The sequence below is a fragment of the Qipengyuania algicola genome (genome assembly GCF_042492175.1).
In the GTDB taxonomy this organism is placed as follows: Bacteria; Pseudomonadota; Alphaproteobacteria; order Sphingomonadales; family Sphingomonadaceae; genus CAJXSN01.
The window spans coordinates 1959043-1979273 of the sequence record NZ_CP170453.1; the positions used below are offsets into that span (position 1 = coordinate 1959043).

The 20231-nt window shown below is 61.2% G+C and carries 16 protein-coding genes; 10 read left to right on the top strand and 6 right to left on the bottom strand.

All coding sequences use genetic code 11. The features are described 5' to 3' along the window. Nucleotides 1-546: a DUF1697 domain-containing protein gene (locus ACFCW2_RS09290; protein ID WP_379545866.1), complete on the top strand. Its 546-nt coding sequence runs from the start codon at nucleotides 1-3 to the stop codon at nucleotides 544-546. Between the two features lie 7 nt (nucleotides 547-553). Then, complete coding sequence (gene rbfA, locus ACFCW2_RS09295; RefSeq protein WP_379545867.1) at nucleotides 554-952, top strand: 30S ribosome-binding factor RbfA; 399 nt, start codon at nucleotides 554-556, stop codon at nucleotides 950-952. A gap of 21 nt (nucleotides 953-973) precedes the next feature. Here rbfA and ACFCW2_RS09300 read toward each other — a convergent pair whose 3' ends face one another. Together ACFCW2_RS09300 and ACFCW2_RS09305 are read right to left on the bottom strand one after the other, a co-directional pair. Further along, a complete protein-coding gene (locus ACFCW2_RS09300) occupies nucleotides 974-1570 on the bottom strand; it encodes a YceI family protein (protein WP_379545869.1) in 597 nt (198 codons plus the stop codon). 44 nt (nucleotides 1571-1614) lie between these two features. Beyond that, complete coding sequence (locus tag ACFCW2_RS09305) at nucleotides 1615-3222, bottom strand: AbgT family transporter (protein ID WP_379545870.1); 1608 nt, start codon at nucleotides 3220-3222, stop codon at nucleotides 1615-1617. Between the two features lie 119 nt (nucleotides 3223-3341). Between ACFCW2_RS09305 and ACFCW2_RS09310 the strand changes: the two genes are divergently transcribed. Further along, on the top strand, nucleotides 3342-3923 hold the full coding sequence (locus tag ACFCW2_RS09310; RefSeq protein WP_379545872.1) for a thymidine kinase: 582 nt from the start codon (nucleotides 3342-3344) through the stop codon (nucleotides 3921-3923). Nucleotides 3924-3931: 8 nt separating this feature from the next. Further along, a complete protein-coding gene (locus ACFCW2_RS09315; protein WP_379548959.1) occupies nucleotides 3932-4612 on the top strand; it encodes a site-2 protease family protein in 681 nt (226 codons plus the stop codon). A 12-nt stretch (nucleotides 4613-4624) separates the two neighbouring features. Here the strand turns inward: ACFCW2_RS09315 and galK are convergent, their stop codons facing one another. The 4 genes from galK to ACFCW2_RS09335 are packed head-to-tail and all read right to left on the bottom strand — an operon-like array spanning nucleotide 4625 to nucleotide 10461. Continuing rightward, on the bottom strand, nucleotides 4625-5668 hold the full coding sequence (gene galK / locus ACFCW2_RS09320; RefSeq protein WP_379545873.1) for a galactokinase: 1044 nt from the start codon (nucleotides 5666-5668) through the stop codon (nucleotides 4625-4627). Then, nucleotides 5661-6740: a galactose-1-phosphate uridylyltransferase gene (locus ACFCW2_RS09325; RefSeq protein ID WP_379545875.1), complete on the bottom strand. Its 1080-nt coding sequence runs from the start codon at nucleotides 6738-6740 to the stop codon at nucleotides 5661-5663. The genes galK and ACFCW2_RS09325 overlap by 8 nt, the downstream gene beginning before the upstream one ends. Then, nucleotides 6740-8230, bottom strand: a complete 1491-nt coding sequence (glpD, locus tag ACFCW2_RS09330) for a glycerol-3-phosphate dehydrogenase (protein ID WP_379545876.1) — start codon at nucleotides 8228-8230, stop codon at nucleotides 6740-6742. Before glpD ends, ACFCW2_RS09325 begins: the two co-directional genes overlap by 1 nt. 2 nt (nucleotides 8231-8232) lie before the next feature. Continuing rightward, complete coding sequence (locus tag ACFCW2_RS09335; RefSeq protein WP_379545877.1) at nucleotides 8233-10461, bottom strand: alpha-galactosidase; 2229 nt, start codon at nucleotides 10459-10461, stop codon at nucleotides 8233-8235. A gap of 297 nt (nucleotides 10462-10758) precedes the next feature. On the opposite strand from ACFCW2_RS09335, the gene ACFCW2_RS09340 reads away from it, so the two are divergent. The 6 genes from ACFCW2_RS09340 to pnp all read left to right on the top strand — a co-directional run bounded on the left by ACFCW2_RS09340 (nucleotide 10759) and on the right by pnp (nucleotide 20178). Then, entirely contained in the window at nucleotides 10759-11475 is a 717-nt protein-coding gene (locus ACFCW2_RS09340) for an AraC family transcriptional regulator (protein WP_379545878.1), read from the top strand. A gap of 248 nt (nucleotides 11476-11723) precedes the next feature. After that, nucleotides 11724-14624, top strand: a complete 2901-nt coding sequence (locus tag ACFCW2_RS09345; protein ID WP_379545879.1) for a TonB-dependent receptor — start codon at nucleotides 11724-11726, stop codon at nucleotides 14622-14624. A gap of 251 nt (nucleotides 14625-14875) precedes the next feature. Continuing rightward, entirely contained in the window at nucleotides 14876-16336 is a 1461-nt protein-coding gene (locus tag ACFCW2_RS09350) for an SLC5 family protein (RefSeq protein WP_379545881.1), read from the top strand. A gap of 5 nt (nucleotides 16337-16341) precedes the next feature. After that, nucleotides 16342-17349: a tRNA pseudouridine(55) synthase TruB gene (gene truB / locus ACFCW2_RS09355; RefSeq protein WP_379545883.1), complete on the top strand. Its 1008-nt coding sequence runs from the start codon at nucleotides 16342-16344 to the stop codon at nucleotides 17347-17349. A 12-nt stretch (nucleotides 17350-17361) separates the two neighbouring features. Further along, nucleotides 17362-17631 (top strand): 30S ribosomal protein S15, encoded by a 270-nt coding sequence (gene rpsO, locus ACFCW2_RS09360; protein WP_379545885.1) that lies wholly within the window; start codon nucleotides 17362-17364, stop codon nucleotides 17629-17631. Between the two features lie 264 nt (nucleotides 17632-17895). Further along, nucleotides 17896-20178, top strand: coding sequence for a polyribonucleotide nucleotidyltransferase (gene pnp / locus ACFCW2_RS09365; RefSeq protein WP_379545887.1), 2283 nt, complete (start codon nucleotides 17896-17898; stop codon nucleotides 20176-20178). The last annotated feature ends 53 nt before the right edge of the window (nucleotides 20179-20231 follow it).

Genomic DNA, 20231 nt, shown 5'->3' on the forward strand with positions numbered 1-20231 from the left:
ATGACCCGCTATCTTGCCCTGCTGGGCAGCATCAATGTTGGTGGCAACCGGATCAAGATGGTCGATCTGAAGGACGCTCTTGCCGGGGCGGGCTTAGGCGAAGTTCAGACCGTCGCGGCCAGCGGGAATGTCATTCTGGACAGCGCGAGCGACCCGGCCATGCTGGAAATCCAGCTCGAAAGCGCGGTACAAAACGCGTTCGGCTTTAAATCCTGCGCCATGGTGCGCAGCCGCGAGGACGTGCGCGCGGCAATCGACGATAACCCGTTCCACGGCACTGGGCCGGAGCATGGGTCGGACAAGATGGTGCATTCGATCTTTCTGAGCCAGCAACCGAACACCGCTGCGGTGGATGCGTTGATCGAGGAACACCGCAGCAAAGGCAGCGAGCGGCTGGCGCTGGGTGACCGCGTGCTGTTTCTGGACTATGTGCACGGTGTCGGCGTGTCCGACCTGTCGAACAAGGTTCTGGAACGGCGGCTTGGCTGCAAGGGAACCGCGCGCAACATGAATTCGCTCAAGAATATTCTCTCCAAGATGGACTGATCAGACAATGGCCCGCCAGCAATTTACCGCCGAACAGCAATCGGTCCGCGTCCTGAAAGTGGGCGAGCGGGTGCGGCATATCCTGTCCGAGCTGCTCGCGCGGCAGGAAGTGCATGACGAGATTGTGTCGGCGGCCAATATCGCGGTGACAGAAGTGCGCATGACCCCCGATCTGCGCAATGCGACTGCCTATGTGAAGCCGCTGCTGGGCACGGACGAAGATCAAGTGATCGCGGCGCTGCGCAAGAACACCGCCTATCTCCAGCGCGAGGTCGCCAAGCGACTGGGCCTGAAATTCGCGCCCAAACTGAAATTCAAGCCCGACGAAAGCTTCGACGAGGCGGAGCGGATCGAGAAGCTCCTGGACGATCCTAAAGTGGCGCGGGATCTGGAAGGCGGCGACTGACCGGCTGGCCCGTTGGCCTGACTATCTGCGCGGGCGAAGTTTTGCCGTCAGGTCGATCGTCACGTTCTTGCCGACAATCAGCGAATAGGCCGTCATGCCGAAATCGCGCCGGTTGATGGTTGTCGATCCCGATAGTGTGACGCTTTCATCGGGTGCCAGATTCGCCGGGGCCTTGTCGAACGTGACATTCAGCACCACGGGCCGGGAAACGCCCCGAGCCTGCAATTGACCGCGAACCGTGCCCGAAGTGGCGCTGCGCATGGTCAGTTGATCGCCGCGAAACCGCACGACCGGATATTTCGCTACCCAGAAGAAATCCTCGCCGCGCAACCGGTCTCTGGTGAGGCCATCCGACGCCGTCAGAGCGCGGGCATCGAGCTTCACGTCCAGTGCAATGCTGTCGGGCCGGTCGGGCGAGAGCCGGACAGTGCCGGATACTTGCGGGAAGCCGGCAGTGCGCTTGCCGATGCCGAGAAAGCTGACCTTGGCGGAGACACTGCTGCCCGCATCGTCGATCGCATAAGCAGTGCCGGAAGGACTTGCCGCGCCCAACAGCAATGCGCCAAGCGCGACTACGCCAATTCGAATGCCGCGCAAGCGAGAGAGGGCTGTAAGCATAGACTGTTTACTGCCCATCCTGCCTTCGGTTCCGGCAAAAGGCCCTATTGTGCACTCGCCGGAGCTGTCGGATCGGCAGCGGTCGGCACCTCCATAAACACGCCGGCACCCGGCCCAAGCGGGAGATCGAGTGCGACCCATGCGCCCGTCATCACCAGACCCGCCAGCAGCAAACCGATGGAATAGGGCAGCATCGTTGCGGCCAGACTGCCCAGCCCGAAATCCTCTTGCCAACGCTGGCAGAAAATCAGGATCAGCGGGAAATAGACCATCAGCGGCGTGATGATATTGGTTGCCCCGTCACCCACACGGTAGGCTGCGGTGGCCATTTCCGGCGTGATGCCCAACAGCATCAGCATCGGAACCAGCACCGGGGCAAGGAGCGCCCATTTAGCGCTGGCCGAGCCGACGAAAATGTTCAGCAAAGCCGACACCAGAACGATGGCGACCAGCAGCGCCCAAGCGGGCAGGCCCGATCCGCCAAGGAAATCCGCGCCTTGAACGGCGAGGATTAGTCCCAAATTGGACCATGCGAACATCGCCACGAAATGCGCAGCGGCAAAGGCCAGCACCAGATAATAGGCCAGATCCTCCATCGCGCCTGCCATCATCTTCACCAGATCGCGGTGATCGCCGATGGTTCCGGCGGCTTTGCCGTAAGCCCAGCCCGCCAGCAAAAAGAGGATGAAGAACCCTGCAACAAGGCTTTGGTAGAACGGGGTCAACTGCGCCTCAGCCGAGGCTTCCTCGTCGATCAGCGGCGTGCCGGGGCCGAAGGTGAAGGCGAGCCACAGGCCGATCACGAACAGCACGGCCAACCCGGCCCAGCGCAGGCCCTTCTTCTCCTCGCCTGAAAGCTCGCGGTCGGTCTGTTCCTCCGCAGTGGCATTGCCTGCCTTCGCCGGATCCCATGTGCCCAGACGCGGCTCGATCATCTTGTCGGTCACGAACCAGATCACCGGCAAGAAGACGAAGGTCATCGCGACGATGAAGAACCAGTTGCCCGCTATGTTGGCGGTGAAATCACCGAACACCGTTTCGACCGCAGCCTCGGTGATGCCGAACAGCAGGGCATCCAGCTGGCCGGGCAGCAGGTTCGCCGAAAAGCCGCCCGAAACGCCCGCGAAAGCGGCGGCAATGCCCGCAATCGGGTGACGACCAGCGGCGTGGAAGATTATCCCTGCCAGCGGGATCAGCACCACATAGGCAGCATCCGCCGCCAGATTGCCGAGCATGCCGACCAGCACGACGATAGGTGTCAGCAGCGCCTTGGGCGCATTGCGCACGCCGGCGCGCATCGCGGTGCCGAACAGGCCTGCTCGCTCGGCCACGCCTGCGCCCAGCATCACAACCAACACGTATCCCAGCGGGTGGAAGTGGGTGAATGTCTTGGGCATATCGACCCACAACTGGCGGATATTGTCTGCTGAGAGCAGGCTTTCCGCCGTAATGATTCGCGCCGCGCCGGTCGCTTCGTCAATCTCCGTCGGATGCGCGGCGGAGAGGCCCGCCATGCTCGCGACAATCGAAATGACCACAAGAATGGCGATCAGCCAGAAGAACAGGAAAACTGGATCGGGCAGCTTGTTGCCGCTCCTCTCGATCCAGCCCAAAATGCCTGATTGCTCGCTTGCGGTGGTCGCTGAAGTCATCTTTGCCCCGTAAATATTGCAGGCTGGTTGGTATCGATTGGGGCCAGCATTGCAACCGGTTCGTGTCGCAGGGATGAATGCTGGTATCGGCGCACGGCTGCGGCTAGCGTCCCGGTGCGATGGCCAAGCTCTATTTCTACTATGCCAGCATGAATGCGGGCAAATCGACCACGCTTCTGCAGGCCGATTTCAACTACCGCGAGCGGGGCATGCGCACGATGCTGTGGACGGCCGCGCTGGATGATCGCGCTGTGGGCAAGCCGATTGCCAGCCGGATCGGGCTTGAGGCCGAGGCGCATCGCTTCGACGCGGCGACCGATTTGTGGGCCGAGGTTTCGCGGGCCCATGCCGACACTCCGCTCGATTGCATTCTGATCGACGAGGCGCAGTTCCTGACCAAGGAACAGGTTTGGCAATGCGCGCGGCTGGCGGATCAGGCGGGTATTCCAGTGCTGTGCTACGGCCTGCGCACGGATTTTCAGGGCGAGCTCTTCGCCGGATCTGCGGCGCTGCTGGGCATTGCCGACGCGCTGGTGGAACTCAAAGCAGTGTGCCATTGCGGGCGCAAGGCGAGCATGAATCTGCGGGTTGATGGCGCGGGCAATCCCGTGGCCGAGGGCGCGCAGACCGAAATCGGCGGGAACGAGCGTTATGTCGCGCTGTGCCGTCGGCATTTCCGTGAAGCGATCGGAAAAACCTGATGGGCGAAATGAGCGAAACCCTGATGCTGGCGGTGGTGCTTGTCCCCGCGCTGATCGTGGCAATTGTGTTCCACGAGGTCGCGCATGGCTGGACCGCGCTAATGCTGGGCGATCCGACCGCGAAGGAACTGAACCGGCTGAGCCTCAATCCTATTCGCCATGTCGATCCGGTAGGCACATTGCTGGTGCCGGGCATGCTGGCGCTGGCCGGTGGTCCGGTGTTCGGCTGGGCGAAGCCCGTGCCGGTGCGCAAGGACCGGCTGAACAATCCTCGTTTCGGCATGATGGCGGTGGCGGCGGCAGGGCCGGGCACCAATCTGATACTGGCCGCCATAGGCGCCGTACTGCTTGGCATTGCGGCGGCGGCAGGTCTGGCCGTTGCGGGAGAGGAGCAGGGGCTGCTGACCACGGGACTGTTCTATTTTATCCTGATCAATGTGTTCCTGGCGACTTTCAACATGCTGCCGATCCCGCCTTTCGACGGCTCGCATATTCTGGAAGGACTGCTGCCGCCCAGCATGGCACGCGCCTATGACAAGTTGCGCCCTCTGGGGATGCTGCTGTTTTTCGGCCTGATCGCGCTCACGTGGTTCGCGCCCGATCTGGGCGTGCTGGAAAACACGATTGGTCCGCCGGTGAACTGGGCGATGGATCAATATATCGGTCTTGCGCAGGGGATTGCAGGCTAGGCGCAGGTTCGCTTAGCCCGCGATACGGTCGACGAACCACGCATCGGCTTGGCGTTTCAGCAGCTTGGCTAGCCAGTCGGCGCGATGCTCCTCGGGCACCAGCGCAACAATGCACCCGCCAAAGCCGCCGCCCGTCAGCCGCGCGCCGGTAGCGCCCAGTTCCATCGCATCGGCCACCAGAGCATCGATAGCGGGCACCGACATTGCGAAATCATCGCGCATGGAAACGTGGCTATCCTGCATCAGCACGCCTAGCGCGGGGGCATCGCCCGCTGCCAGAGCGTCCACAGCAGCGAGCACGCGCCGATGCTCGGTGGCGCAGTGACGGGCGCGGCGGCGGATTGTGTCGTCCAAATCCGGTTTTGACTCGATGGCCTGTGGGTCCAGCAGGCACAGCGCGTCTTGGCCAAATGCCTCACGCGCTGCGTCGCATTCTTCCTTGCGGATGCGATAGCGCCCTTCGGACAATTGCCGCACGACACCCGAATGGATAATTTCGACCGAGTATCCGGCGGGCAGCTTCACCACTGTATAATCCAGCGACTGCGTATCGAGCGCGATGGCTTGCCCGGGCCGGGCGATGGCCACGGCCATCTGGTCCATGATGCCCACAGGCACCCCGATATAATCGGTCTCCACCCGGCGCGCGGCGACCGCGATTTCGGTGTCGCTGAAGGCAGCGCCCGCTGCATCGCGCGCTGCCTTCAGGATCGCGACGCTGATCGCCGCAGACGATGACAGACCGGCCCCGGCGGGAATGGTGGAGTGTACCGACAGATCGCCGCCTTGCAGCAGGCCCATCGAGCGCGCCTCCCGCAAAGCGCCCAGAGCCGTGTCGGACCAGTGATCGCACGCGGCCTCATCCAGCGACCGGGTGACAGGACCGTCAAATCCGTCCGTGGCGATACTGGCGGTGTCGTCGCTGCGCGGTTTCAGTTCCACTTCGAGGCCGACGGAAAGCGCGGCAGGCAGCACCCAGCCGCCATTATAATCGGTGTGCTCGCCAATCAAATTGACCCGTCCGGGAGCGCGCGCAGCAAATACCGTGTCAGACATCGCGCAGGGTCTTCGCGGCATCCTCGGGCATCACATCCACGGTGAACACGCCCGAATGCTGTTCCACCGAGGCGAGATACTTGATCCGTCCGGGCGAGCGCATCAGCGGATAGAATTGCGCGGTGAAGTGCCAGCCTTTGGCCTCTCCGCCCGGAGCCGCATGAAGCGCCATCATATAAGGTGTAGGTTCGCCGAACATCGTGTCGTAGCGGCGGGTCACATCGCCCAGCAGATGAGCGAAGCCGTCAGCCTCTTCCTTTGTCAGATCCCACGGGCCATGGCGCAATGTGCGCGGGGCAATCCATAATTCGTAAGGGAAGCGGGCAAAACGCGGCGCGAATGCGAGCATCCCGCCCGCGTCTGCGATCCCATACTCGGCTTCACAAGCTGCGATTTCCGCGGACAGATCATACCCTGCGGCGAAGGCTTCTGCGGCACGCTTTTGAACGCGTGGCACTTCGGTAAAGCCGTAAATCTGGCCGTGCGGGTGGGGCAGGGTGACACCCACCGCATCGCCCCGGTTTTCAAACGGCATCACATAGGCGCAGCCTGCATCATGCAGCGCCGCATACCGGTCGATCCACGTTGCCAGCAGCACGCAGCGGCGCTCCTGCCCGATGCTGTGGAGATTGCCTGTCGCCTCGGACGTGTAGACCACCACCTCGCACGCACCGGTAGCGGGCTGCGTGTCGAGGCCCTGCAGCTCAGGAGGCTTGGGCGCATCAGGATGGAAGGCGGCAAATTTGTTGTCGAACACCGCCACTTCGAAATCGGTGAAGGGGATTTCGGTCGCGGGGCCGCGCGGCATTGTGGGGCTCAGCGGATCGTCGCTGGCAGCTGGTTTGAAGGTCCGGTTCTGGCGATGCGCGGCATAGACATTCCATTCCTGGCGCAGCGGGTGAAATCGCAACTCGCCGCCCTTGGCAATAGCGTCTGTGTCCTGCGGCTGCGGGGCTTCGTCATGGGCCGAGAGTCCGTAGAGATGCAGCATGCGTCCGTCTGCCTTGCGAAAGCTGCGGCGATGCACCGCTGCGCCTTGGACGGTGTTACCAAGAGTGGCCAACTCATCCATCAGGCGGCGATCCGGTTGCGCGCGAACCAGTCGGCCACCGCCTGCCGCCCCGCCTCGTCCAGATGCAGGCCCAGCTTGCTACGCCGCCACAGGACATCTTCGGCACTGCGGGCAAACTCATGCTCCACCAGATAGGCGAGTTCTGCGGCATACAGATCGCCGCCCAGATGCGCTCCGCAATCGCCCACGCCGCCCTTGCCGCCCAGAATGCGTTCTATCCGTGTCCCGTAGGCGCGAACCATGCGGGCGATGCCTGCTTGCGGGAAGCCGGGCAGGCGCTGCTCCCATTCGCGCATGAAGTCATCGACATAGGCAGGGTCCATCCGCCCGCCGGGCAAATGCGCATCGCGGGTCCACGCGCCGCCCATGCTCAGCCCCGTTTGCTCCAGCCTTTGCAGCGCGTGCTCCGCCAATTTGCGGTAAGTGGTGATCTTGCCGCCGAAGATGGAGAGGATCGGCGGGGTGTCGCCGCCCCCATCCAGTTCAAACATATAGTCCCGGGTGACGGTGGAATTGCTCGACGCCTTGTCGTCATAGAGCGGGCGCACGCCGGAATAGCTCCAGACCGCGTCTTCCGGCTCGATATCCGCGCTCAGATATTCGTTCACTGCGTCGCAGATATAGGCACGCTCGTCTTCGTCGATCGCCACCTGATCGGGGTCGCCCTCATAGCTGACATCGGTGGTGCCCAGCAGGGTGAAGTCACGCTCATAGGGAATCGCAAAGACAATGCGTCCGTCGCCATTCTGGAAAATGTAGCAATGCTCGCCGTCATACAGTTTCGGGACGACGAGATGGCTGCCTTTCACCAGACGCAGGTTTTCGTGCGCTTCGCCGGGAAGGGCGCGGCCCAGCACATCATCGACCCACGGGCCGGCGGCATTGACCACAGCCTTGGCCGTGACCGTCTGGCCATCGGAAAGGGTCGCTGCCCAGTGGTCCTCCTTGCGCTCCAGCTCGGTGCAGGCGGTGCGGGTCAGGACATCGGCCCCGCGCTCCCTCGCATCCACCGCGTTGAGGACGACCAGCCGCGAATCCTCGACCCAGCAATCGGAATATTCAAATCCCTTGGTCAGCCGCGGCTCCAGCACGCCGGCATGCGGGGGCTTGCGCAGATCGACCCGCTTGGTGGCAGGCAACAGTTTGCGGCCCCCGATATGGTCGTAAAGGAACAGCCCCAGCCGCAGCAGCCACGCCGGACGCAGGCCGGTGTCATGCGGCAAAACAAAGCGCAGCGGCCAGATGATATGCGGGGCGTTCTTCAGCAGAACCTCGCGCTCTTTCAGGCTTTCGCGGACCAGCCGGAATTCATAATGCTCCAGATAGCGCAGGCCCCCATGGACCAGCTTGGTGCTGGCACTGGAGGTCGCCTGCGCCAGATCCTCCTTCTCCACCAGCAGGACGGACAAGCCGCGCCCCGCCGCGTCTCGCGCAATCCCCGCGCCATTGATGCCGCCGCCAATGACAAGCAGGTCGTAGGTGTCGTTCATCGTCAGTATTCGGCCTTGCAATGCAGGAGTATGCAGGTTTCGGGGTGCATCAGGGGAAGCTGGATGCCAAGCCTGCCCAGAGCAGCGCCTTGCACCTGCAATCCCTCGCCCGCAAGGTCGGCCTCCTCGTAAATCGACCGTGTGCCGGGAAATTCGGGCGCTTGCGGCCAGACCAGTTTTACCCGGTACCTGCGATCCGGTAAGAGAGCCGGTATCGGCAAGCGCGGAGGCAGGCTGGTGGGGAGTGATCCAAGCATGGCGCACGAGACGATGGCTTCATCCCCGTCAACCGCCGAGACAGATACGGCATTAAAGGGATGAGGCATGGCGATCCGGTGAAAGCGGCCCGAATGGAGCAGGCCGCGATGCTGCTTGTAAAGCGCGATCCCGGCAGCCAGCGTGGCGCGATCTTCCGCTGTCTCGTCTTCGAGATCCAGCTCCATACCCATATGACCGATGATGGCACTGGCCACCCGCATATCCATCGACAGAACGCGCCCGGTAATATGACACCGGCGCGGGCCGACATGGCTGCCCATGATCGAAAGCGGCAGGAAATGGCTGGCGCTGCGCTGGATCGCCTGCCGGTCGAGCGCATCGTTATTGTCCGATGTCCAGACCCGGTCGGTATGCTGGAGGACCCCGTAATCGGCGCGCGCGCCGCCTGAGGCGCAGCTTTCGATTTCCAGATCGGGGAAGCGCTCTCTCAGCGCATCGATCAACGCGTAAACGGCATGGGTCTGCCGGTGCATGGCCCCGCGTTCGCCGCTGGCGGGATGCACCGTGTCTCGGTTCATGTCCCACTTGATGTAATCGACCTGCGCCTCTTCCACGATGTCCGCGATGCAGCGGTAGAGATAATCGGTGACTTCGGGCTTGGTCAGATCGAGCGTCAACTGGTTGCGGAAGGGCACGTGCTCGATCCCTTCGGCGCCAAGAACCCAGTCCGGGTGCGCGCGGAACAGATCGCTGTCCGGATTGACCATCTCCGGTTCGAACCAAAGCCCGAATTCCATGCCCAGCGACCGGACATGATCGGCCAGCGGTCGCAGGCCGCCGGGATAGATATCCTTCGATACGAACCAGTCGCCCAGACCTGCCGCATCGCTGCGACGCGAACCGAACCAGCCATCGTCCAGCACAAAACGTTCCGCGCCGACCTCGGCTGCGCGGTTCGCCAAATCTTTCAGGCGCGCCTCGTCATGATCGAAATAGACTGCTTCCCAGGTATTGTAATGGACGGGGCGGGGCTTGTCGTTCGTTCGCGGGTCCAGAATATTGCGGCGGACATGTGCGTGGAGCGCGTGGCTGGTCGTGCCGACCCCGCCTTCGCTCGTGGCCGCAACCAGCAGGGGACTGGCATAGCTCTCGCCCGGCTGAAGGGCGATCTCGCCGGGGAGCAGCAATTCCCCGGCCTGCAGAAATGCACGTCCGTCCTGCGCGGTGTCGATCCTCAGGCGTGCGTTGCCGCTCCATGCCAGATGTACAGCGCTCGCTGGTCCGTGGGTCTCGGATGTGCAGGGCCCGCTCAGCAGGATGGCGGGAAACATATCATGGCTGGTACGGCCTGCGCGGTTTTCGCGCATATAGGTCCCGCGGAAGCGTTCGGTGGTTTCCTGCTGGAATTCGCCGGCCCAGCGGCCCGAAAACCCTGTGACCTGCTCCAGCCGCCGGTCCACTGGCAGAACCGGCGCGGCGCACCACTCGACAGCGAGATCGCTTTCGCCGGTGTTCTCCAGAACTGTCTGCGCAGAAAGGACGCCAGTGACCGGACACAGCGTAAAGCGATAGGTGGCAGTGATGCCGCAGCGTGGATCGGTACAAGTGATGACCAGCGTCGCCTGTCCTTCTTTGGCGACCGAATGGACTCTCAGGTCGACTGTCCACGCAGTGCCTTCGCGTTGGACCAGAAGCCCCGGCGCGGTGGCGATACCGGTGCCCGGCTCGTTGGAAAGCGAACCGTGGATCAGCCGCGTGGCCGACCCCAGCGGCGATTGCGCAAATGCCAACAGAGACAGCTCTTCGGGAGTCGAACCGGGCAGGCTCTCGCCCCAATGCACAATGCGGGGCCGCGCGCCGATCGTCGTCTCTACAATCAGCGAGACGGCGTGCGCATCGAGACCAGCGCTTTTCAGCTGTGCGAAGGAGGGATCGCCGGGCCCGGTCGCGCATTCGTCCGGGTGGCCAGTCACGGCTGCGCCCGAATGCGGCATTGCTTCGTAATCTGACATCCAGTCCAGCTTTCCCGATGCGGTCTCGCCCGCAGAACTTATTGGCGACCTGTCATGGCCGGCACAAGCACGGGGCGCGGCCTTTGCCGATCCAATAGACAGCTGTTTCTGTCATTGCAGGGGGATATGTGAAGTGCGCTTTTGGCAAGCGATGTGCTTTTTGGTAATGCACTCGGGGTAATGGGCGTGCGCTGAGGGGGCAAGAGCATGTGGGAAGAGCGGTTTTTCAAGCGCAATATGCAAACATCTCCGCTCGGCGGTATTCGAATCGCCTGCTTCGTAAAAAACGGGATCGGTGTGCTCACCTCCCGCCGGGTTCTGCCCCATTTTACACTGGTCTATGTCGTGCGCGGGGGCGGAGAGTACCGCGATGCCAACGGTGTGAGCTGCCCGGTTTCCGCCGGCGATGCCATTCTGGTCATGCCGGGTATCGAACACTGGTATGGGCCGCCCTCCGGCGAAAGCTGGGACGAGATCTATTTGGTATTCGAAGGCCCGGTATTCGACGTGTGGCGTCAGTCAGGATGCATCGACACGGCCAAACCGGTCGTCAGCCTGCATCCACAGGAATTCTGGCGCGACAAGATCATGCAAGCTGTCGGATCCGGCGAGGAAAAGACCGAGGATGGCTTGCTGCATGAGGCAGTGCGGGTTCAGCTGCTGTTGGCCGATATCCAGCAGGCGCTGCACGAGGATGTCGAAAGCGATATCGTCTGGCTGGAAGATGCACAGTCCGCCCTTCGCAAGGCCATGGACGTGCATGACGCAGCACGCGCGATGCAACAATCCTACGAGGCATTCCGTAAAAAATTCAAGCGGTTGTCCGGACTCTCACCGGGCAAGTATAGATCCACTCTGGTGATGGAACAGGCCTGCGCGATGCTGACGGAGACCGATCTGCTGATGCGCGATATCTCCGACGCGTTGGGATTCTGCGACGAGTACCATTTCAGCAGGCAATTCAGCAAAACCATAGGCTGGTCCCCCAGTGAGTATCGGTCACGGATGCGGTAGACCCGGCGAAACTTCCGCGAAACCGCAGCGCTGCTTTGCCGGCCTCGATTAGTGTTGCAAAAGTGACATATCGCACTCTGATTAGCCCTCGATTTCCCAAAAAACACATCCTCCGCCAATCCACCCATGGATTTGATTGGGCCTTAGCGGGTCTTTTCGGTGTGTTCGGATGCGCCCTCATTGTGGGGTGGCGAAGGTAGAAACACTGCCTCGCAGGAGCGCAATCCGGCTCTGGAGAGGAGTAATTTATGAAGAACTTCCGTGTGATGCTCACTGCATCTGCTGGTCTTGCCGCCATGGTTGCCGCGCAGCCTGCCTTTGCGCAGGATGCCGACGGCGCAGAAGCAGCCACTCCCGACGATGTGATCGTGGTCACCGGTATCCGCGCCAGCCTGAGGGAATCGATCGATCTCAAACGCGATTCCGCTGTTATCGTCGATGCTGTCTCCGCCGAAGATGTGGGCAAGTTCCCCGACAACAACGTCGCAGAATCGCTCCAGCGCATCACCGGCGTCGCCATCGACCGTTCGGGCGGCGAAGGGCAGTTCATCACCGTTCGCGGCCTCGGCCCGGAATTCAACGCGGTGCTTCTCAACGGGCGGACAATTGCCACAGACAATGACGGCCGCGAGTTTTCATTCGACGTGCTGTCCTCCGACATCATTCAGACAGCAGAGGTCTACAAATCCGCAGCACCCAGCCTGCAATCGGGCGGGATTGGCGCGGTGGTCAACATCACCACAGCCAAGCCGCTGGACCGGATGGGCTTTAACGCCAGCGTTTCGGCTGCCGGCATCTACGAAGAACTGAGCGGGGAAATCGGCACTGATATCGGCGGCGTTGCATCGTGGTCCAATGGCGTTGTCGGCGCTCTGCTCGGCGTGTCTTACAACAAGCGTAACGCTCAGATTGACCGCAACCTGACCAACGGCTTTGCGCTGCGGCAAGGCGATGCCGCGTTGTTTGTGGACGAAGGTGCCAGCGGTCTGGACGCGACCGATATCGGCGCTCTGCCTGCAGGCGCGCGCGTGCAGCAGCAGGTAATCTTCAGCCGCGACATTCAGGATCGTGAGCGTCTGACGCTGAACGGAGCGTTACAGTTTGCCCCGACCGACCGGTTCACTTTCACGGTCGACGGACTGTACTCGAAATTCGAGATCGACTCATTCGACCAGCAGTTCTCCGGCTTCTTCAGCCCGCCGTTCATCAATCCGCAGCTGGATGCGAACGGGACGGTCGTTTCCTTCTTCCGCCCGAGCGCGGCATTCCGTGCGCGCAACCCGCAATTGGCCGTAGGCGATTCCGAATTGACAGCGGATCCCAACGACACCGATGTCGGGTTCTCCCAGAACGACAATGTTCTGACCTCGAACAATCGTGAGGCAGAGACTTTTGCATTCGGCGGCAACATACAGTTCGAAGCGAGTGATGCACTGCGCTTCGATGCGGATATCTCGTGGTCGAAAGCAACGCGCGACGGCACGAACCCGTTTGTTGTTCTCGGCGCACTCGCACCAACTTCGCCCTTCATCGACAGCACTCGCGAAGACGGTTTGTCGACCATCACCAATCTGTCAGGACTGACCGACACCAGCATCCAGCGCCTGCACTTCGTCAATGTTGCCCGCACGCGGGTGGAAGACGAGGTGAAGGAATTCCGTCTTAACGGAGAGCTGGATGTCTTTGCAGGTCCGCTCGAAACAATCTCGGCAGGCGTGCTCTACACCGACCGGACAAAAACGCGCGACCTGTTCGACAATTTTGCCGATCCGGACGGAGCAGGACCGCTTTCGGCGTCTGACATTTTCTGTGCCTATTGCGGATATACGGTGCCATTCGACACCAGCATTCTGAGCGAATTCGGGCTCGATAATTTCCTGTCCGGCGTGAATGGTTCGGACACGATCCCGTCCACTATTCTTACGGCGAGCTTCGCGGATGCATTCCGCGAACTCAACAATGTGGCAAACCTGCGGAATCCAAGCCGTACCGGCGGCAACACGGATGCTCTGGTGGCCTATTCGACGAGTGCGGGCATCGATCCCACCTTCGGCATCTACACGCCAACATTCAATTCGACCGGCAGTTTTGAAGTCGACGAGGAAATCTTCTCGGCTTTCGTCAATACCAGCTGGGCAGGCGAATTCGGCGGCAATATCCCGTGGTCGGCCAATCTGGGCGTGCGCGTGGCATCCACCGATGTTGTCTCGCGCGGGTTCGATGCTCCGGTGATCGAATTCACCGCATCGACTTCGGACAGCCAGCTTGATCCGATATTCGGGCCGCTGACCGCTACCTCGGTTGACAATGGCTACACCAACTGGTTGCCGTCGGCGAACATCAAGATCGAGCCGAGCCCCGACACGGTTGTGCGTCTGAGCTATGCAAAAACGGTAACACGCCCGACGCTGACGGCGCTTGGCGTGGCCAACACCTTCGGCGGCCGTTCCGACGCGCCTTTGAGCGGAGGAGGCAACCCGAACCTACGGGCGTTTGAAGCCGACAATTTCGACATTTCCTTCGAATGGTATTTCGAGCCGCTTAGCTATGTCAGCATTGCCGGCTTCCACAAGGAACTGGGGAATTTCATTCAGAGCGAAACGATCCAGATTCCGGGGCAAGTCCGTCTGATCAATCCGAACCCGGCGATTCCCGATGTGGTTGACGATGTCGTCTTTAACGATACGCGCCAGCGCAACGGCCTGTCAGGCAGCATCAGCGGTCTGGAAATTGCTTTCCAGAAGACGTTCCAGAACGGTTTTGGCGCGTCGGCCAATTACACCTATGTCACCAGCAGCCGGGACAATGCGCCCGCTGGCGATCTGGGGTTCAACGGCTTCACCCCGCACACGGTCAACGTCACCGGTTTCTATGAAGACGGGCCGATCTCGGCGCGGGTCAGCTACAATTACCGCGACGGGTTCCTGGTTCTGGGACAGGCCGAATTCGCCGAGCCGCGCCAGCGGGAAAGCTTCGGCCAGCTCGATTTCTCGGCCAGCTACGAGTTCAACGACCAGTTCCAGTTCTTTGTCGAAGGGCTGAACGTGCTGGGCGAAGACACGCGGGACTTCTCGCGCTTCCCGAACCGTTTGCTGACCTACACCCGCACTGGTGCCCGCTACACCGCAGGCGTCCGGGCGAAGTTCTGATGCACGGTCCCCGGGTCAAATAAAGGGGGGATCGGCATTATGGGGGCGGTAACCTGATGAGGGTTTCCGCCCCCATTTGTTTTCGCGCTGTCTCGGCCAGGCATGCACAGCACTGCATGGGCAGGGGAGCGGCACGAGCGCGTGCGCAGGGGTCATGCTCAACGCCTCTCGCCAAAGGCTCTTTCACGCCCTAGGCAGCGCAAATGGGGAAGGCAGGCGCGCCGGGCGCGTTCTGCAATAGGGAGTTTTAGATGGCCGATCCGGTTCAGGTTGCAGTCTTTTTGCTCATCACGTCGCTGATTGCCTTGGCGACCTATCTGCATTGCCGCGGCAAGCGCGGAACCGGAGCGCAGGACGCCAAAGGGCAGGAACGCGACTACTTCCTCGCAAACGGCGGGCTGTCGTGGTATTTCGTGGCCGGTTCCATCACGCTGACCAACCTGTCGACCGACCAGCTGGTGAGCATGAATGGCAACCAGATGCTGCTGATCGCATGGTGGGAATTCGCCGCCGTGTTCGGCCTGTTCATTCTCGCCTTCGTTTTCCTGCCGATCTACTACAAGAACAACTGCACCACGACGACCGAGCTGCTGCAGAAGAAATACGGCGACAAACATATCCGCGCGCTAATCAGCATTCTGTTTCTCGCCGGCAATATGTTCATCTTCCTGCCCGCCATTCTCTACGGCGGTTCGCGGTTCTTCCTGTCGATGCTGGGCATAGACGGGGGGATCGAGAACCTGCTGATCTGCTCTGTCATTCTGGCTGTCATCGGGGCGGGGTATGCCGTGTTTGGCGGCCTGCGAGCGGTTGCCGTGTCGGACACCTATTCCGGCGTGCTGATCTTGGGGCTGGCATTGCTGGTCGCGTTTCTGGCGATGCAGGCGATCGATTTCGATTTCAGCGGCATACCGGCAGACCGGCTCACTCTGATCGGGGATAATGACTCCGATATTCCTTGGCACACTTTGCTGACCGGAATGATCTTCATCCAGACATTCTACTGGTCCACCAACCAGACCATCACCCAGCGGGCGATGGCATCGCCGAATATCCGTGAGGCGCAGAAGGGCGTGATGGCTGCCGCCGCGATCCGGCTGATGATCGTTCCGGTGATCGTGGTTGTGCCCGGCATCGTGGCCTACAAACTGTTTGGCGATGTGCCGTCCGATGGCGCGTATGGGATGATCGTGGCGGAGATCCTGCCGACATGGCTCAGCGGAGCTTTCGCTGCGGCGCTGTTCGCAGCGGTGCTGACCACCTTCAATTCGATTCTTAACGCCTCTGCCGCGCTGTATGTGTGCGATTTGCACGAGGCGTATATCGGCAAGACACGCAGCGTCGGGCGGCTGGGGGCAATGGTCTCCATCGTGATGTCCGTGCTGGCGCTCGCTCTGGTGCCGTTTTTCGCCAGCCAGGAAAGCCTGATCAACACCGTGCAGCAGCTTTACGGTCTGCTTTCCATGCCGATCCTATCGGCCTTCATCGTCGGTCTCGCCTTCCGCAATGTCAGCGCGATGGCTGCGATGGTCGGGGTGGTTGCCGGCGTGATTTTCTACGGCTTCTGGAGCATGGTGTGGGAGCCTGCGCACTATATCCACGGCATGGCGGTAACGCTGTTGCTGTCGATAGCCGTGTCGCTGGCGGTAAACAAACTGGTATTCGGTCAGAGCGCGCAGCTTGCGATTGGTGACGGGGAACCCCACCCTTAGGGGTTATGACCGACACTTCCAGGCCCAAACGCCCGCTTTCCGGCTGGCTGATACTCGACAAACCGCGCGGACTCGGCTCGACGCAGGCGGTGGGCGCGGTGAAGCGCAATCTGCGTGAGGGCAGTTATGCCAAGACCAAGGTGGGGCATGGCGGCACGCTGGACCCGCTGGCTGAAGGTGTGTTGCCGATTGCGCTGGGCGAGGCGACCAAGCTGGCCGGGCGGATGCTGGATGCGTCCAAGATTTACGAGTTCACCATCCAGTTCGGCGAAGAAACCTCGACGCTGGATACGGAAGGAGAGGTTACGCAGACCTCCAGCCACAGACCGCCCATGGCGGCGATCCCCGCTGTACTGGAGTACTTCACCGGCAGTATAGAGCAGGTCCCGCCTGCGTATTCTGCGCTGATGATCGACGGCAAGCGCGCCTATGACCGGGCGAGGGCTGGTGAGCAGGTCGAGATGAAAACGCGTGAGGTGACGATCCATTCGCTGACATTTCCGGGTGCCTTGGTGGACGAGGAAGCGCAATCCGCCTTCGCCACCACAAAGGGCCGTCCCGACCCCTATGACCCCGCCGCGCCGCTGGAATTGGCAGACAGCGTCACACTGGTCGCGCATGTGAGCAAGGGGACATATATCCGCTCCCTTGCACGGGATATCGCACGCGCGCTTGGCACTGTGGGGCACGTTACCTATCTAAGGCGTACGAGGGCCGGTCCGTTCACCGAATCCCAAGCGATTTCGCTGGACAGTTTGAACGAAATCGGTAAAGGCGCGGGCCTTCAAGATCGGATCTTGCCACTGGAGGCAGGGCTGGACGACATCCCGGCTCTTTCCCTCAATCCCGAGAGTGCGCAGGCGGCCCGCCAAGGCCGGATCATTTCGGGGTTGCCCCAACCTGATGGGCTTTACTGTGCGACGCTGGGCGGTGTTCCGGTGGCGCTGGTGGAACTCGATGGTGGATCGGCGAAAGTCGTCCGGGGCTTTAACCTGCCAGATGTCGCTGAGTGAAAGAGTTTAAGCATGACGATTACCGCTGAGAAAAAAGCCGAAGTTATCAAAGAGAACGCCCGCGAAGAAAACGACACGGGCAGCCCCGAAGTACAAGTCGCGATCTTGACGGAGCGCATCCGCAATCTGACCGACCACTTCAAGGCCAATCACAAAGATAACCACTCGCGTCGCGGCCTGCTCGCCATGGTCAACAAGCGTCGCAGCCTCCTCGCCTATCTCAAGAAGAAAGACGTCGAGCGCTATAACGCCCTGATCGCGAAGCTGGGCCTTCGTAAATAAGAGTTTCTCAAAGGGGCGGCCAGCAGGTCGCCCCTTTGTCTATCTTCCGTCATCCCAGCGAATGCTGGGACCTCGGGCCACTGGCTCCGGGCGGGCGGAAAAAGGTCCCAGCTTTCGCTGGGATGACGAAATGGGTTTCCCTCACAATTCGGTGCGTGAACCCTCTGGGACTGCAACTAGGCCCCAACCCGATCCGGGCGGATTTCCCGGAAACAAGAGGCCCCGCACGCGCAATGTGGCGGTGCGGGTTCATAAGGAAAATACATGTTCGACAAGAAAACCGTATCGCTGGAGTGGGGCGGCAAGACCCTCACCCTCGAAACCGGTCAGATTGCCCGTCAAGCCGACGGCGCCGTGCTGGCCACCTATGGCGAAACCGTGGTGCTGTGCGCCGTGACCGCCGCCAAGAGTGTACGTGAAGGGCAGGACTTCTTCCCGCTGACCGTCCACTATCAGGAAAAATTCTCCTCCGCCGGCCGTATCCCCGGTGGCTTTTTCAAGCGCGAAGGCCGCGCCACTGAAAAAGAAACGCTGACCAGCCGTTTGATCGACCGTCCGGTTCGTCCGCTGTTCCCCGAAGGTTTCTACAACGAAATCAACGTTATATGCCAGGTTCTTTCCTATGATGGCGAGACCGAGCCCGACATCGTTGCGATGGTTGCAGCCTCCGCTGCCCTGACGATTTCCGGCCTGCCCTTCATGGGTCCGATCGGCGCAGCACGCGTCGGCTTCAACGATGGCGAATACGTCCTTAACCCCAGCATCACCGATGCCTTGGGCGAAGAAGGCCGCCTCGATCTGGTCGTTGCAGCAACCAACGACGCTGTGATGATGGTCGAATCCGAAGCCAAGGAACTGACCGAGGAAGAAATGCTCGGCGCGATCATGTTTGCGCATGACGAGAGCCGCAAGGTTATCGGCGCGATCATCGATCTGGCCGAGCAAGCTGCCAAGGATCCATGGGTCATCGATACCAGCGACGACACCAGCGCGATCAAGGAAAAGTTGCGCGGCATCGTCGGCGACGATATTGCGGCGGCTTACAAGCTGACCGACAAGTCCGAGCGTTCCGACGCGCTGAACGCTGCCCGTGCGAAGGCGAAGGAAGCCTACGCCGAGGAAGACGGCCAGACGCAGATGACTGCCAACAAGGCGGTCAAGAAGCTGGAAGCTGAAATCGTTCGCGGTGCCATCCTCAAGGACGGCCAGCGGATCGACGGACGAAAGACCGACGAAGTTCGCCCGATCGAGGCGATGGTTGGCCTGCTGCCCCGGACCCACGGTTCGGCCCTGTTTACGCGCGGTGAAACGCAGGCAATCTGCACCACCACGCTGGGCACGAAGGATGCAGAGCAGATGATCGACGGGCTGGAAGGCCTCTCGTACAACAACTTCATGCTGCACTATAACTTCCCTCCATATTCGGTTGGCGAAGTTGGTCGTTTCGGCTTTACCAGCCGCCGGGAAACCGGCCATGGTAAGCTGGCCTATCGCGCGCTGCACCCTGTGCTGCCCTCGAAGGAAGACTTCCCCTACACCATCCGCATCCTGTCCGACATCACCGAGTCCAACGGCTCGTCCTCGATGGCAACGGTCTGCGGTGGCTGCCTGTCGATGATGGATGCAGGCGTTCCGATCGAACGCCCTGTATCCGGTATCGCCATGGGTCTGATTCTCGAAGGCGATGAGTTTACCGTGCTGTCCGACATTCTGGGTGACGAAGATCACCTGGGCGACATGGACTTCAAGGTAGCTGGTTCGGAAAGCGGGATCACCTCGCTGCAGATGGACATCAAGGTTGCCGGGATCACCAAGGAAATCATGCAGACGGCCATGGAACAGGCGAAAGCCGGCCGTACGCACATCCTGGGTGAAATGACCAAGGCGCTGGGCAATGCCCGCGGCGAGGTTTCCAAGCACGCTCCGCGTATCGAAACGATGCAGATCGACAAGTCGAAGATCCGTGACGTTATCGGCACGGGCGGCAAGGTCATCCGCGAAATCGTCGCAGAGACCGGCGCCAAGGTCGACATCGACGACGAGGGCACGATCAAGATCAGCTCCTCGGACGCCGATCAGATCGCTGCTGCACGCAAGTGGATCGAAGGCATCACCGAAGAGGCCGAAGTCGGCAAAATCTACGAAGGCAAGGTCGTCAACATCGTTGATTTCGGTGCATTCGTGAACTTCATGGGCGGCAAGGACGGTCTCGTCCACGTGTCGGAAATGAAGAACGAGCGGGTCGAGAAGGTGACCGACGTCGTGTCCGAAGGACAGGAAGTTAAGGTCAAGGTTCTCGAGATCGATCAGCGCGGCAAGGTCCGCCTGTCGATGCGCGTTGTCGATCAGGAAACTGGTGAAGAGCTGGAAGACACCCGTCCTCCGCGCGAAAACAAGCCCCGTAGCGGCGGTGGTGGCGGCGATCGTCGTCCCCGTGGCGGCGGTGGTGGCCGTGATCGCGGCCCACGCGGCGGCGGTGGCGGTCGCGGTGGAAACCGTGATGGCGGCGGCGGCGAAGCCCACGTGCCGGACTTCCTGAAGGACTAATCCTTCACGCCAACCAATAGGGAAAGGGCTGCAGCGGAGACGTTGCGGCCCTT